The 12,546-nt window shown below is 33.5% G+C and carries 15 protein-coding genes; 5 read left to right on the top strand and 10 right to left on the bottom strand.

Annotated features, from left to right (window positions below; all coding sequences use genetic code 11):
- Positions 1-2 precede the first annotated feature (2 nt).
- From ilvD to JJ847_06425, 3 genes are read right to left on the bottom strand one after another with little or no spacing between them, the layout of a single operon-like run.
- The gene (gene ilvD / locus JJ847_06415) at positions 3-1,676 is read right to left on the bottom strand and encodes a dihydroxy-acid dehydratase (protein ID MBO6960516.1); all 1,674 of its coding nucleotides are present in this window, start codon (positions 1,674-1,676) and stop codon (positions 3-5) included.
- Between the two features lie 23 nt (positions 1,677-1,699).
- Positions 1,700-1,990: a hypothetical protein gene (locus JJ847_06420; protein ID MBO6960517.1), complete on the bottom strand. Its 291-nt coding sequence runs from the start codon at positions 1,988-1,990 to the stop codon at positions 1,700-1,702.
- Between the two features lie 29 nt (positions 1,991-2,019).
- A complete protein-coding gene (locus JJ847_06425; protein ID MBO6960518.1) occupies positions 2,020-2,637 on the bottom strand; it encodes a uracil phosphoribosyltransferase in 618 nt (205 codons plus the stop codon).
- Positions 2,638-2,700: 63 nt separating this feature from the next.
- Here JJ847_06425 and JJ847_06430 point away from each other — a divergent pair, with 63 nt between their 5' ends.
- From JJ847_06430 to purQ, 5 genes are all read left to right on the top strand, one after another.
- Complete coding sequence (locus JJ847_06430; GenBank protein ID MBO6960519.1) at positions 2,701-3,213, top strand: pentapeptide repeat-containing protein; 513 nt, start codon at positions 2,701-2,703, stop codon at positions 3,211-3,213.
- Positions 3,214-3,222: 9 nt separating this feature from the next.
- The gene (locus JJ847_06435; GenBank protein ID MBO6960520.1) at positions 3,223-4,287 is read left to right on the top strand and encodes a GTP-binding protein; all 1,065 of its coding nucleotides are present in this window, start codon (positions 3,223-3,225) and stop codon (positions 4,285-4,287) included.
- A 45-nt stretch (positions 4,288-4,332) separates the two neighbouring features.
- Positions 4,333-4,497 carry a hypothetical protein gene (locus tag JJ847_06440; protein MBO6960521.1) on the top strand — a complete coding sequence of 55 codons (165 nt, stop codon included), beginning with the start codon at positions 4,333-4,335 and terminating at the stop codon, positions 4,495-4,497.
- A gap of 97 nt (positions 4,498-4,594) precedes the next feature.
- Complete coding sequence (gene purS / locus JJ847_06445; protein MBO6960522.1) at positions 4,595-4,849, top strand: phosphoribosylformylglycinamidine synthase subunit PurS; 255 nt, start codon at positions 4,595-4,597, stop codon at positions 4,847-4,849.
- A gap of 1 nt (position 4,850) precedes the next feature.
- Complete coding sequence (gene purQ, locus JJ847_06450) at positions 4,851-5,516, top strand: phosphoribosylformylglycinamidine synthase subunit PurQ (GenBank protein MBO6960523.1); 666 nt, start codon at positions 4,851-4,853, stop codon at positions 5,514-5,516.
- Positions 5,517-5,565: 49 nt separating this feature from the next.
- Here the strand turns inward: purQ and JJ847_06455 are convergent, their stop codons facing one another.
- The 7 genes from JJ847_06455 to leuB form a co-directional block, all read right to left on the bottom strand.
- A complete protein-coding gene (locus JJ847_06455) occupies positions 5,566-6,639 on the bottom strand; it encodes a fructose-bisphosphate aldolase class II (protein ID MBO6960524.1) in 1,074 nt (357 codons plus the stop codon).
- Between the two features lie 147 nt (positions 6,640-6,786).
- Positions 6,787-7,854, bottom strand: a complete 1,068-nt coding sequence (locus tag JJ847_06460) for a fructose-bisphosphate aldolase class I (GenBank protein MBO6960525.1) — start codon at positions 7,852-7,854, stop codon at positions 6,787-6,789.
- 103 nt (positions 7,855-7,957) lie between these two features.
- The gene (locus JJ847_06465) at positions 7,958-9,055 is read right to left on the bottom strand and encodes a Gfo/Idh/MocA family oxidoreductase (GenBank protein MBO6960526.1); all 1,098 of its coding nucleotides are present in this window, start codon (positions 9,053-9,055) and stop codon (positions 7,958-7,960) included.
- A gap of 2 nt (positions 9,056-9,057) precedes the next feature.
- Positions 9,058-9,450, bottom strand: coding sequence for a hypothetical protein (locus JJ847_06470; GenBank protein ID MBO6960527.1), 393 nt, complete (start codon positions 9,448-9,450; stop codon positions 9,058-9,060).
- A gap of 1 nt (position 9,451) precedes the next feature.
- The gene (locus tag JJ847_06475) at positions 9,452-10,333 is read right to left on the bottom strand and encodes an acetyl-CoA carboxylase carboxyltransferase subunit beta (protein ID MBO6960528.1); all 882 of its coding nucleotides are present in this window, start codon (positions 10,331-10,333) and stop codon (positions 9,452-9,454) included.
- A gap of 138 nt (positions 10,334-10,471) precedes the next feature.
- A complete protein-coding gene (locus tag JJ847_06480; GenBank protein ID MBO6960529.1) occupies positions 10,472-11,368 on the bottom strand; it encodes a phosphoribulokinase in 897 nt (298 codons plus the stop codon).
- Between the two features lie 89 nt (positions 11,369-11,457).
- Positions 11,458-12,531, bottom strand: a complete 1,074-nt coding sequence (gene leuB / locus JJ847_06485) for a 3-isopropylmalate dehydrogenase (protein MBO6960530.1) — start codon at positions 12,529-12,531, stop codon at positions 11,458-11,460.
- Between the last annotated feature and the right edge of the window lie 15 nt (positions 12,532-12,546).

Below are 12,546 nucleotides of genomic sequence, written 5' to 3' on the forward strand. Positions count from 1 at the left end.
ATTTATAAATCAGTAACAGCCCCTAAACTTGATGAACTTACGATTCTCGAATATTTTGAAAGAATTCCTCTTTTGTATTTTTGAATAGGTTTTACCCAATCTTTTTTTCTTTTTTCTAATTCTTCGTCAGATAAATGAACTTCAATTAGTTGTTTTACAGCATCTACTGTAATTAAATCTCCTTGTTTTATTAGAGCAATATTTCCTCCTACAGCAGCCTCTGGAGCTATGTGACCCACAACAAGACCATATGTACCACCGCTAAATCTGCCATCGGTAATTAAAGCCACCTTCTCTCCTAGCCCTTGACCAACAATCGCAGATGTTGGTGCTAACATTTCTCTCATGCCTGGACCTCCTACAGGACCTTCGTTTCTAATAACAACAACATCACCAGCTTTTATATCGTTATTTAATATCGATTTTAAACAATCCTCTTCACTTTCAAAAATCTTTGCAGGACCTGTTAATACAGGGTTTTTTACTCCGCTAATTTTGGCTACAGAACCTTCGCTCGCTAAGTTACCTTTTAATATCGCTAGATGTCCTTTTTTATAAAGAGGATCATCTATGTCTCTTATGACATTTTGATTTGTTGGAGGCTTATCTGGAATATTCTGTAAGTATTCTGAGATGGTTTTGCCTTCAATGTTTTTGCAATCGCCATGAATTAATCCTGCATTCAAAAGTATTTTCATTACTTGTGGAATCCCACCTGCCTTATGAAGATCCACAGTCACATATTTACCGCTCGGTTTAAGGTCACAAATAACGGGCACTTTCTGTCTGATTCTCTCAAAATCATTAATGTTGATATCTATTCCTGCAGTATTCGCAATAGCTAAGATGTGCAATACCGCATTTGTTGATCCGCCAATTGCCATAATTACTGATATTGCATTTTCAAATGCTTTCTTTGTCATTAGGTCTAGAGGTCTTATATCTTTTTCTATTGCAGAGACTAATATCTCAGCACTTTTATCTGCACTGAGTTCTTTTTCAAGATCTTCAGCAGCCATAGTGGAACTGTGAGGAAGACTTAACCCTAATACTTCAATAACCGCAGACATTGTATTAGCTGTAAACATTCCTCCACAGCTACCAGCACCAGGAATACAATTTTTCTCAACTTGGATTAGCCTTTCTTCATTAATTTTGCCTGATGTTAATTGTCCAACAGCTTCAAATGCACTAACAACAGTAAGATCTTCTCCATGCAATTTCCCAGGCTTTATTGTCCCTCCATAAATGAAAATTGAAGGAATATTCATTCTCGCAATCGCAATCATGGCACCCGGCATATTTTTATCACATCCACCTATAGCAAGTACTCCATCCATACTCTGAGCGTTGCATGCTGTTTCAATTGAATCAGCAATAACTTCTCTTGAAACTAGGGAATATTTCATGCCCTCTGTTCCCATAGAAATCCCATCACTTACTGTTATAGTCCCAAAAATCTGAGGCATCCCACCTGATCTTTTTATTGACTCTTCAGCTTTTAGAGCTAACTTATTTAAACCCATATTGCATGGTGTTATGGTGCTGTATCCATTTGCAACTCCAATAATAGGTTTATTAAAATCTTCATCATTAAATCCAACAGCTCTTAACATCGATCTGTTGGGGGATCTTTGCACACCTTGGGTTATTGCAGATGATCTTAGTTTATTCATATTATTTGAGAACCTTTTTTATTCTATTGTCCCAACTCTTCAAGTTGCTTCCTGACATCAGCAATTGCAGAATTAAGTTGCTCAACTTTCTTCTCCAAATTCTCTCCTTCAACTTCATTTATATTTTCATTTGAATCAATAGCTTCTGAGCCGTCTTGAATTCTGGAAGAATACATCATTGCTTTTTGTTTTTTTTCCTCCTTTCTTTTGTCTGCTTCGGATATTAACCACCAAGCTAGACCTGCTGCTCCAATAAAAGCACCGCTTATTAATGATAAAAGATTATTTGAAGAGGAATCTCTGTATTCAGACATTGGTAAAATATTTACTCCTATATTCTATATTAGTTCTTATCTTGAAATATAGTACTTAAACGCGATAGAGGATTCCCAATACCCGGTAGTAATTGTTGTGTTTTTTCGTCTTCCTCATCTATGCAAGAAGTGTAAATTACCTGATTAGGGAGTATTTTCGCAATTTCATTTAACCCTTTATTTGAGCAAATAGCAGTTATTAAAAGAATCCTATTTGAATCAACACCTAATTCCTTTAATTTAATTAAAGTTTCTAATGTTGCTGATTTTGTTGTTATTTGTTCTGAATAAAATATAACTCCTTCATTTGATTCAATAGTTTTAGGAAGTTCTCCTAATGAGAGGGTTGAATTAGGAATTACTTCTTTAGATCCAAACCAAAGAGATAACCCTTCGGGCAACATTGCGAGCACTTTTATTGGATAATCATTATTAATAAAAAATCCATCTGCGTCTCCATTATCAGTATTTACTATTTCTTTTTTATATGGGAGCCAATTACGTAATGCTTCATATGTAAGCCATTTCCCTAATTGCTCATATCCTGTTGAGTACAAAATATTTGGAGTATTTTTTTCTCGCAATATTGAAAGCCAATGTTTTATTAATGGATGAGGAGGAACAATAACCTTTAGTGACATTGCCATATATTTTCCTTTAAGATACTCTTACAGACTTTAAATACTTAAGTTCTAAAATACAGTCTTATTATGATTAAATCAATTGTTTTTCCCTCACTAAAGAATGCATTAATTACTTTGTTATTCGTGGGGATTTTATTTTTTAATTCTGTAAATTCTGCATGGGCTAAAAGACCTCCTGAGATTAGAAACCAGCAAGACCTTAATTTAGAGCCAGATATGCATGGTCAAGACTTAAGCGGTAACGAATATGTTAAGTTTGATTTGAATGGGTTTAATTTCAGTCAAAGTAATTTAGAAGGGGCGGTGTTCAATAATAGTAAATTGCATAACTCAAAGTTTACTGGAGCAAATTTAAGAGATGCACTAGCTTATGCAACAGACTTTACAGATGCTGATCTTTCGGATGTTAATTTTACTAATGCTTTATTAATGGAGAGTAATTTTGAAGGTGCAAAAATAGATGGTGCAGATTTTACTGATGCTGTTCTTAGTCGTACACAACAAAAACAATTATGTGAGATTGCTAAGGGCACAAATAGTTCTACAGGAGAGAGTACAGAATATAGCTTAGGTTGTTAATTATCAAAGATGAAAAAAAAAATTCCAGTTATTGTTGTTTCGGGATTTCTTGGTTCAGGTAAAACAACTTTTCTAAGATATCTATTAAAAGAGAGTAATAAAAAATATGGTTTAATAATCAATGAATTTGGGGATGTTGGAATTGACGGTGATTTGATTAAAAGTTGTGATAAATGTGATGAATCTGAAGAAGACTGCGTTATCGAATTAAACAATGGATGTTTATGTTGTACTGTTCAAGATGATTTTGTTCCATCAATAAAAGCTCTCCTAGAATTTAATCCACCTATCGAATCAATAGTTATCGAAACGAGTGGCTTGGCACTACCAATTCCCTTAATTCAAGCACTTAACTGGCCTGAGATTAGGTCTTCCATATATCTTGATGTAGTTGTTGGCATCGTTAATGGAGAATCAATGCTTAATGGTTCACCAATTAATGATTTAAATAAAATAACAAAACAATATAATGATACAGATAGAATTGATCACAACGCCTCTATTGAAGAACTTTTTGAGGAACAACTTGAAGTTTCTGATATCGTTTTAGTCTCTAGATCAGATATCTTAAATGATCATCAGTTTGATTTTGTAAAAAATAAAATCCAGGGAAGTCTAAACTCATCTACACCAGTCCTTAAATCCAAGAATGGCAAAATTGATTTAAATTATATATTTGATTCTAATTTTAAAAAAGAGACTTATAAAGAATTTTTAACTGAAGAACATGACCATAATCATGCAGAGCTTGTATCAGATTCAATTAAATCAAATTATTTCCTTGAAAAAAATGAATTTGAAAAAGAGATGTCAAAAATCTTGGCTGAATTAAACATTCTTCGAATAAAAGGACGTATTTGGATACCAAATAAATCATTGCCTTTACAAATACAAATTGTTGGAAAGAAAATTAATACTTGGTTTGAAGAAGCTCCAGATAATTGTTGGAGACCAAGTGATAATGCTGGGCTTGAATTAGTAATAATTTCCTTTGATGAAAAATCTATAAAAACTTTTAATGAAAAAATTAAAGAGAAATTTAAGATTTTAAGTGAACCAAACATAGCAATTTGACATTATAGTTAGCTGTCGGGATACTAAAACAGTAGACAGCCCAAGATGGAAAATCCAAAAATTGTATTAAAACAAATAATCTCTGACGAAGTTACATCAATTGATAAATTAAAATGTTCAAAATGTGGTGGGGCAGGAAACTTTAAAACTCATCATAATTCAAGAAGAACTTGCTTAGTTTGTTTTGGTAGAGGCTACATAAATATCTAATAACTAGGAGAACCTTAAAGTAAAAATATTTGTTTATTAATCAATAGTACTTTTTATTAAAATTTAAACTAATCTTCTAGTAGAAATTAATTTTTAATTGGACCAATTTGCTGTAAAAGTTTTTGTAAGACTAAGACCCTCAGTTTTAGATCCAGCAGGGGAAGCTACCAAATCTGCCTCTATAAAACTTGGAGCCGAGGGAATAAAATCATTACGCATAGGAAAAATGATTGAGGTAAAAATAGAAGGTAATAGTGAAAACGAGGTAAGAGAAAAAATTGATTTATTGTGTGATAGGTTATTCGCAAACACTGTTATAGAAGATTATGAGTATTCACTAGAAAAATTATAAGATGGATAATTTTACTGTAGGAGTTGTTGTCTTTCCTGGTTCTAATTGTGATCGTGATGTTTCATGGGCATTGGAAGGTTGTTTAGACATAAGAACAAAATACTTGTGGCATGAGTCTTCAGATTTAAGCGATGTAGATGCAATAGTTTTACCTGGAGGATTTAGCTATGGTGATTATTTAAGATGCGGCGCAATTGCAAGATTCTCTCCATTAATAAATGCCTTGGATGAGTTTGTTAAAAGCGGAAAAAGAGTTTTAGGAATTTGTAATGGCTTTCAAATTTTAACAGAATCAGGCTTTTTGCCTGGTGCCCTTACTGCAAATAAAAATCTTAATTTCATCTGTGATGATGTTGAACTTGATATCGTTTCTTCAAAAGGAGGTTGGTTTAATAATGAAGGTGAAAAACAAACTATTAAGTTGCCAATAGCGCATGGGGAAGGAAGATATCATTGTGATTCTGATACTTTAAAAAAACTTTTAGATAATGAATTGATCGCTTTGAGATATAAAAATAATCCTAATGGATCCTCATTCGATATTGCAGGCATAACTAATGAAAAGGGAAATGTTCTAGGTTTAATGCCTCATCCAGAGCGTGCATGTGACGAGACAATTGGTGGGACTGATGGTCTCTTTACATTAAAATCATTAATATTGAAATAAAAAAAGACCCCCAATTTTGGAGGTCTTTTTTATTTAATTTGGGAATAAATTAAACAGTAGCTTTTACTTTTGGATCTAAATCCCCTTTAGCGTAAAGATCAGCAAAGTAATTGGTGCTGTTTTGCTTGATCTTACTTGCTTGACCTTCGCACCAGAACTGCTTGTATCTGTCAAGACAAACTTGCTTCATGTATTTTCTAGCAGGTTTGTTGAAATGTCTTGGATCAAAGTTTGCCTTGTCAGCAAATGCCGCCTCTCTTACCGCGGCAGTGAAAGCAAGTCTGTTATCGGTATCAATGTTGACTTTCCTAACTCCATTTCTTATTCCCTCTTGAATCTCTTCAACAGGAACTCCGTATGTTTGAGGGATTTCACCACCATATTTGTTAATGATATCCAACCATTCCTGAGGCACTGAACTAGAACCATGCATTACAAGATGTGTATTTGGAAGTGCTTTATGGATTTCAGCAATTCTGCTTATTGCAAGAACTTCTCCTGTAGGCTTTCTTGTGAATTTATATGCACCATGACTTGTACCTATAGCGATCGCTAATGCATCAACTTTTGTTTTAGCAACAAAATCTGCTGCTTCTTGAGGATCAGTCAAAAGCATATCTGTAGAAAGTTCACCTTCAAATCCATGACCATCTTCTGCTTCACCTTTCCCTGTTTCTAATGAGCCTAGGCAACCTAATTCTCCTTCAACACTAACTCCAACTGAATGAGCAAAATCTACTACTTTTTTTGTAACTGCAACATTATATTCGTAACTAGCGGGTGTCTTTGCATCTGCCTCTAGAGAACCATCCATCATTACTGATGTGAAACCATTTATTGCTGCTGAATAGCATGTAGACGGCTCATTACCATGGTCTTGGTGCATTACTACTGGAATATTAGGATATGTTTCTGTAGCGGCAAGTATTAGATGACGTAGGAAAATTTCTCCTGCATAATTTCTTGCCCCTCTTGAAGCTTGGAGGATTACAGGACTATCAGTTTCATATGCTGCTTCCATAATTGCTTGAACTTGCTCAAGATTATTAACATTGAAAGCTGGAATACCGTAACCATTCTCAGCAGCGTGATCTAAAAGTAGTCTTAGTGGAACGAGAGCCATAATTAAAATAAGTTAAATGCTATATAAAGCATATGTTTCCGAGAGTTTAGTATAAAGAGGTATCAAATGTCACGTCATTAGATATACAAAATACTAAATTAAAGGAACTAAATTTATGACCCAGAGTATATTTTTAGAATTTTTTTGTTAGTAAGTGTAGCCTGCTACAAACAATTGCTCATCAGATGAAGGTTGAGATCCTCCTACGTAAGCACCTTTTGATGCTTCAGAGTTTGCTTGAGCTCTTGCTATTAATGCTTTTTGACCTCCTTCAACGTCGCTTCCTTTCCAGGCCTTTAAACATGAGTGCTGTAATGCTCTTCCATAGGAGAATGAAACATTCCATAAAGCTTTCCTGTAAAGAGTGTTCATATTATTTAAATAAATAGAAGCAGCTTCTTCGCTTAACCCCCCTGATAAGAAAACTATTCCAGGAACAGATGCAGGAACGCATCTTTCCATAGTTCTGATTGTCATTTCAGCAATTTTCATAGGATCAGCCTTTTTTGGACAATCTGCTCCATTAACCGTCATAGATGGTTTTAATAGAGTTCCTTCTAGAAAAACTCCATTTGCTTGACAGGCAATATAAACCTGCTTTATTACCTCTTCTTGGACTTCAGCAGTTTTTTCAATAGTATGATCGCCGTCCATTAAGATTTCAGGTTCAATAATTGGTACCAAACCAGATTCTTGAACTGATCTTGCATACCTTGCTAATCCCCAAGCATTTTCTTGAATTGATAGTTTTGAAGGACTACCATCATTTGTAATTTGAAGAACTGCTCTCCACTTTGCAAATCTTGCACCTTGTTCATAATATTTTGCCGCTCTTTCAACTAACCCATCTAGGCCAGAGCAAAAAGTTTCTAAATCTCCTCCTCCTGGAAGTGGATTTAGCCCTTTATCGACCTTTATACCTGGAATAATACCTAAATTATTTAGTTTCTCAACCATTGACTCACCATCTTGGTGATTCTGATAAAGAGTTTCCTCGAAGAGGATTGCACCACTTATATATTTGCCAAGACCTTCTGTGGTAAAAAGCATTCCTCTATATGCCTTCCGATTGTCTTCAGTATTCTCAACGCCAATACCAGCAAGTCTTTTACCTATTGTTTTTGTGGATTCATCTACAGCTAATATCCCTTTCCCTTTAGAAGCTAGTAATTGAGCATTTTCTTTAAGCTCATTTTTGTAATAATTTAAAGCCATTCTTTAATAATTTAGTTCTATTGATTTTTCCAGAATATGAAAAAAAAATAAAATTAATCTAATACTTTATCGGGTGATAATTGCTACTTATTAATGTATAGCCTTAAATTTTGATACTTAATCCACTTTTCGAAGATTCTCTTATGGCTTCGCAAACTTTATGACTAGCGAGTCCCTCACATAAGCCTGGGATTACAGGTGTTTTATTCATTATACTCTGAGCCCATAAATTTTGAATTCTCAAAACTGGAGCTATTCTGCCATCAGTCCATGTTTTTTTAAAATTAAAACTTGAATCTGCAGTTAGATTTTGTACTTTATTTTCGTTGTTTGAATATTTCAAATTAAAACCATGTACATAATCTTTTTGGTTTTCGCTTTTAAGAATAAGTGAACCTTCGCTTCCATATATTTCTAAACTAAATCCCCTACCGTTTTTAGAAATCGATGATAAAGATACCTGACATGGAATAAGATTCGAGCTGTAGTTTGATATTTCTATATTGGCTAAACATACATCTTCACTCGTAACATAATTTAAATCAGATGAATTAGGTAAAGGTCTTTTTTTTATTGATGTTGCTAACTTGCCATTCACGTTTATTGCTTCTCCAAAAAACCAATTCAACATATCGAATGCATGAGTACCCAAGGCGCCAATAACTCCTCCACCTTTTTCTTCCAATGAATACCAATTCCAGGATCTTTTGGGATCGGATCTACTGCCCATTAACCAATCTAATTTGACTAAATATATATCTCCTAAGATATTTTCATCAATAAGTTTTTTTGTCTGAAGGAAAAGAGGTACTGCTCTATATTCAAAATCAACACATACGCTTAAATTATTAATCAAAGATATTCTCTGAAGCTCTTCAATTTCTGAGGAGGATATTGAAACGGGTTTTTCTAGGAGCAAATTTTTATTATTCTCGAGAGCTTGTTTTGCTAACTTAAATCTTGATTCAGGAGGGGTGGCAATAATAATTCCATCAATTTTTGGAGATTTAACTAATTCTTCCCAATTATGAAAAAAATCTAAGCCCGTTTCTTTTTCTAATATCGATTTTTGCTTTTTCTCGTAATGATAAATAGCTACAGGAGTTAAGTGATCAGACTGCTTTAATGCCTCTAAATGAACTTTTTTCCCAAACCCAAGACCAGCGATTGCTATTTTTAATTTTTTATTTTTAGTATTCATTCTTATCCATCAATAAACTCTGAACAGCTATTTTCAATAACAACATCTATAAGTTCATCATTATTAGAAGTTTGCCATTTTGAATTGAATTGAGGAATTCCATTAATTGATGTATCTTTGAACTTTTTTTCGTTGCAATTAATTCTCATTACATAAAGTGATAACTCTCCATCATCATCAGAATTAGTGGGATTCTTAAAGAACTTTGTTAATACACTTATTTCACCATTTGGGAGCGGCTTAATACTCCCTTTATCAAGCCATTCTTTCCCATCACTATTCTCTTTAAGGAGAACCCAATCAACATTTCCTAACGCATATGAATAGGAGGCAAAGTTTAAAATAAAGAGTAAAAGGCTTAAAGAAAAATAAAATAAATTAGAAATTATTCTCATTTTATATATTTGCTTCTGCAAGTTCTTTTACTCCATGGATTTTTAAAATTTTAGTCAAAGTAGTCTTGAGATCTTTCCTTTTCACTATTACATCAACAAAACCATGCTCAAGAAGATATTCAGCTGTTTGAAAATTATCGGGTAATTTTTCTCTTAATGTTTGTTCAATAACCCTTCTTCCCGCAAATCCAATAAGTGCTTTAGGTTCCGCCAAAATTAAATCACCTAACATCGCAAAGCTGGCTGTTACACCTCCAGTGGTTGGATGAGTTAATAATGGCATATATAGGAGATTTTTCTCTTTATGTTTTTTTAGTGCTCCAGATATTTTTGCCATTTGCATTAGACTTAACATACCTTCTTGCATTCTTGCCCCACCTGATGCACAAACAATAAGAATTGGGTAATTTTCTAAAGTTGCTCTCTCAATTATCCTTGTAATTTTTTCACCAACTACTGAACCCATAGATCCTCCCATAAATCTAAAATCCATAACAGCTAATGCTAAAGGCATTGAATTTACAGAACAAAAACCTGTTATGACACCATCTCTTAAACCTGTACCTGCTTGACTTTCTTTAATTCGGTCAGCATAAGACCTTCTATCTTTAAAACCTAAAGGATCTGTAGGACTTAGTGAACTATCAAATTCTTTAAATGAATTTTTATCAGCAATTATATTTATCCTTTCATCACTATTAATTCTATTATGGTGACCACAATTACTACAAACATTGAAATTTGAAATTAGGTCTTTTCTATAGGCTACTTGCGAACACTCTGAACATTTAACCCACAAACCATCTCCTTCGTCAGTATCTTGGGATACTTTCCCAACAAATTGATCTTTACGCCTTGCGGCAAACCAGTCGATTAATGACACAACGTTTCCTTTTTTTCTATTTAAATCTAAGTTAGGTACTTTTATCAAGAAAGATATATAAATATTTGAGATTTTCTAAATTAGAAACTCCTCAAAGTTAGAAATATAATTATTTGAGTTAATAATCGAAATTAATTATTATTTATTTTTCTCCTCAATCATTTTATGAATTATTGGAGTAAGAATTAGTTCCATTGCAAAACCCATTTTCCCACCATTTACAACGATACTTGTTGGACTTGACATAAATGAATCGTTAATCATTCCAAGCAAGTATTGAAAATCAATACCCCATTTCTCTCTTGCACCTTTCCTGAAATGTATTATCACAAAGCTCTCATCAGGAGTTGGGATATTTCTGCATATGAAAGGATTTGAAGTGTCAATTGTGGGAATTCTTTGGAAATTAATATCGGTTTTGCTGAATTGTGGGCAGATGTGATTTATATAATCAGGCATTCTTCTCAATATCGTATCCACAATGGTTTCCGCTGAGTAACCTCTCTCTGCGTTATCTCTATGGATTTTTTGAATCCACTCTAAATTTGTTATTGGAACAACGCCAACAAGTAAATCAGCATATGACGCCACATTGTATCCATCACCTTCTACCCCGCCATGCAAACCTTCATAAAAAAGTACATCTGTTCCCTCAGGAATATCTTCCCATGGAGTAAATTGCCCAGGTTCTAGGGATGTCCCAAGTCTTGTATTATGTTCTTCTGCTTCTTCAAGACTATGTAGATAATATCTTTTCTTTCCTCCTCCAGTTTCACCATAGATTTTAAAAAGTTCTTCTAACTTGTCAAAAAGATTAGCTTCTGGACCAAAATGAGAGAAATTTTCACCTTTTGCAAGAGCGTCTGCCATAGCTTTTTTCATAGGCATTCTTTCAAATCTGTGGTAACTATCACCTTCTACAACTGCTGGAACAATATCTTCTCTGGCAAAAATATGCTCAAAGGCTCTTTTTACTGTACTTGTTCCTGCTCCTGAAGATCCTGTTACAGCGACTACTGGATGACGTTTTGACATTTTTTAAAAACAATATCTAATGATTCTGACAGGTCATATGCCAACTTTATGTTTTACTTAAAAATATTTTTTTATTTATTAATTTTTTTTTAAATTTCATCCATTATTTTATCTCCGATTTCACTGCAAGATAAAACTTGAGTAGACCCATCAGCTAAATCTGCTGTTCTAAATCCTTTTGATAAAACCTTATCAATGGCAGTTTCTAAATTTTCCGCAGCTTCTTCTTCATTTAATCCAATTTTTAGCATCATGGAAGCAGATAAAAGCATTGCAATAGGATTAGCTATGTTTTTACCAGCTATATCAGGAGCTGAACCATGAACAGGTTCAAAAACACCTGGCCCATTATTGTTTAAAGAAGCAGATGGAAGCATACCAATAGAACCAGTTAACATTGCGGCTAAATCGCTTAATATATCTCCAAATAAATTACTAGTTAAAATCACATCAAATTGACCAGGATCTCTAACTAATTGCATTGCGGCATTATCAACGTACATATTGCTTAGAGATATATTTTTATCTTTTGAGGTGATATTTAAAACTGTATCTCTCCACAATTGACTAACCTCAAGAACGTTTGATTTATCAACAGAACATATTTTTTTATTTCTTTGGTTAGCAATTTTTATTGCTATTTCAGTTATTCTTTCTATTTCGGTCGAATCATAAACCATCGTATTGAAAGCTTTTGGGATTTTTGTATTTGTTATATGTCCTCTTGGTTTTCCAAAATAAATTCCCCCTATTAATTCTCTTACAACAATAAGATCTACATGCTCAACGATTTCTTTTTTTAATGTACTTGCTCCCAAGAGAGATTTTCTTATTTTAACAGGCCTGATATTTGCGAAAAGGTTTAGGGCAGATCTTAACTTTAGTAACCCACTTTCTGGCCTTAATTCTCTTGCAAGAGAATCATATTTTATATCTCCAACACATGCTAAAAGTACTGCATCACTTTTTTTGCATTGATCTAGTGTTTCTTCTGGAGCAGGAGTACCATATTTTTCATATGCTATCCCTCCAAATAATTTTTCAATAATCTCAATATCGAAATTATGATTTTTTGAAAGCTTTTTTAGAACTTTTTTTGAAACTTCTGAAATCTCTGGTCCAATTCCGTCACCTGACAATAAAACAATCTTATATTTCTTCATTTAAATTTTTGTTTA

Origin of the sequence: Prochlorococcus marinus CUG1438 (assembly GCA_017644325.1) — a bacterium.
Taxonomy (GTDB): domain Bacteria; phylum Cyanobacteriota; class Cyanobacteriia; order PCC-6307; family Cyanobiaceae; genus Prochlorococcus_A; species Prochlorococcus_A marinus_AA.

Bases quoted from the DNA above. Each gene is read 5' to 3' on its own strand.
- ilvD (MBO6960516.1), bottom strand. From the start codon at position 1,676: ATGAATAAACTAAGATCATCTGCAATAACCCAAGGTGTGCAAAGATCC.
- JJ847_06420 (MBO6960517.1), bottom strand. From the start codon at position 1,990: ATGTCTGAATACAGAGATTCCTCTTCAAATAATCTTTTATCATTAATA.
- JJ847_06425 (MBO6960518.1), bottom strand. From the start codon at position 2,637: ATGGCAATGTCACTAAAGGTTATTGTTCCTCCTCATCCATTAATAAAA.
- JJ847_06430 (MBO6960519.1), top strand. From the start codon at position 2,701: ATGATTAAATCAATTGTTTTTCCCTCACTAAAGAATGCATTAATTACT.
- JJ847_06435 (MBO6960520.1), top strand. From the start codon at position 3,223: ATGAAAAAAAAAATTCCAGTTATTGTTGTTTCGGGATTTCTTGGTTCA.
- JJ847_06440 (MBO6960521.1), top strand. From the start codon at position 4,333: ATGGAAAATCCAAAAATTGTATTAAAACAAATAATCTCTGACGAAGTT.
- purQ (MBO6960523.1), top strand. From the start codon at position 4,851: ATGGATAATTTTACTGTAGGAGTTGTTGTCTTTCCTGGTTCTAATTGT.
- JJ847_06455 (MBO6960524.1), bottom strand. From the start codon at position 6,639: ATGGCTCTCGTTCCACTAAGACTACTTTTAGATCACGCTGCTGAGAAT.
- JJ847_06460 (MBO6960525.1), bottom strand. From the start codon at position 7,854: ATGGCTTTAAATTATTACAAAAATGAGCTTAAAGAAAATGCTCAATTA.
- JJ847_06465 (MBO6960526.1), bottom strand. From the start codon at position 9,055: ATGAATACTAAAAATAAAAAATTAAAAATAGCAATCGCTGGTCTTGGG.
- JJ847_06470 (MBO6960527.1), bottom strand. From the start codon at position 9,450: ATGAGAATAATTTCTAATTTATTTTATTTTTCTTTAAGCCTTTTACTC.
- JJ847_06480 (MBO6960529.1), bottom strand. From the start codon at position 11,368: ATGTCAAAACGTCATCCAGTAGTCGCTGTAACAGGATCTTCAGGAGCA.
- leuB (MBO6960530.1), bottom strand. From the start codon at position 12,531: ATGAAGAAATATAAGATTGTTTTATTGTCAGGTGACGGAATTGGACCA.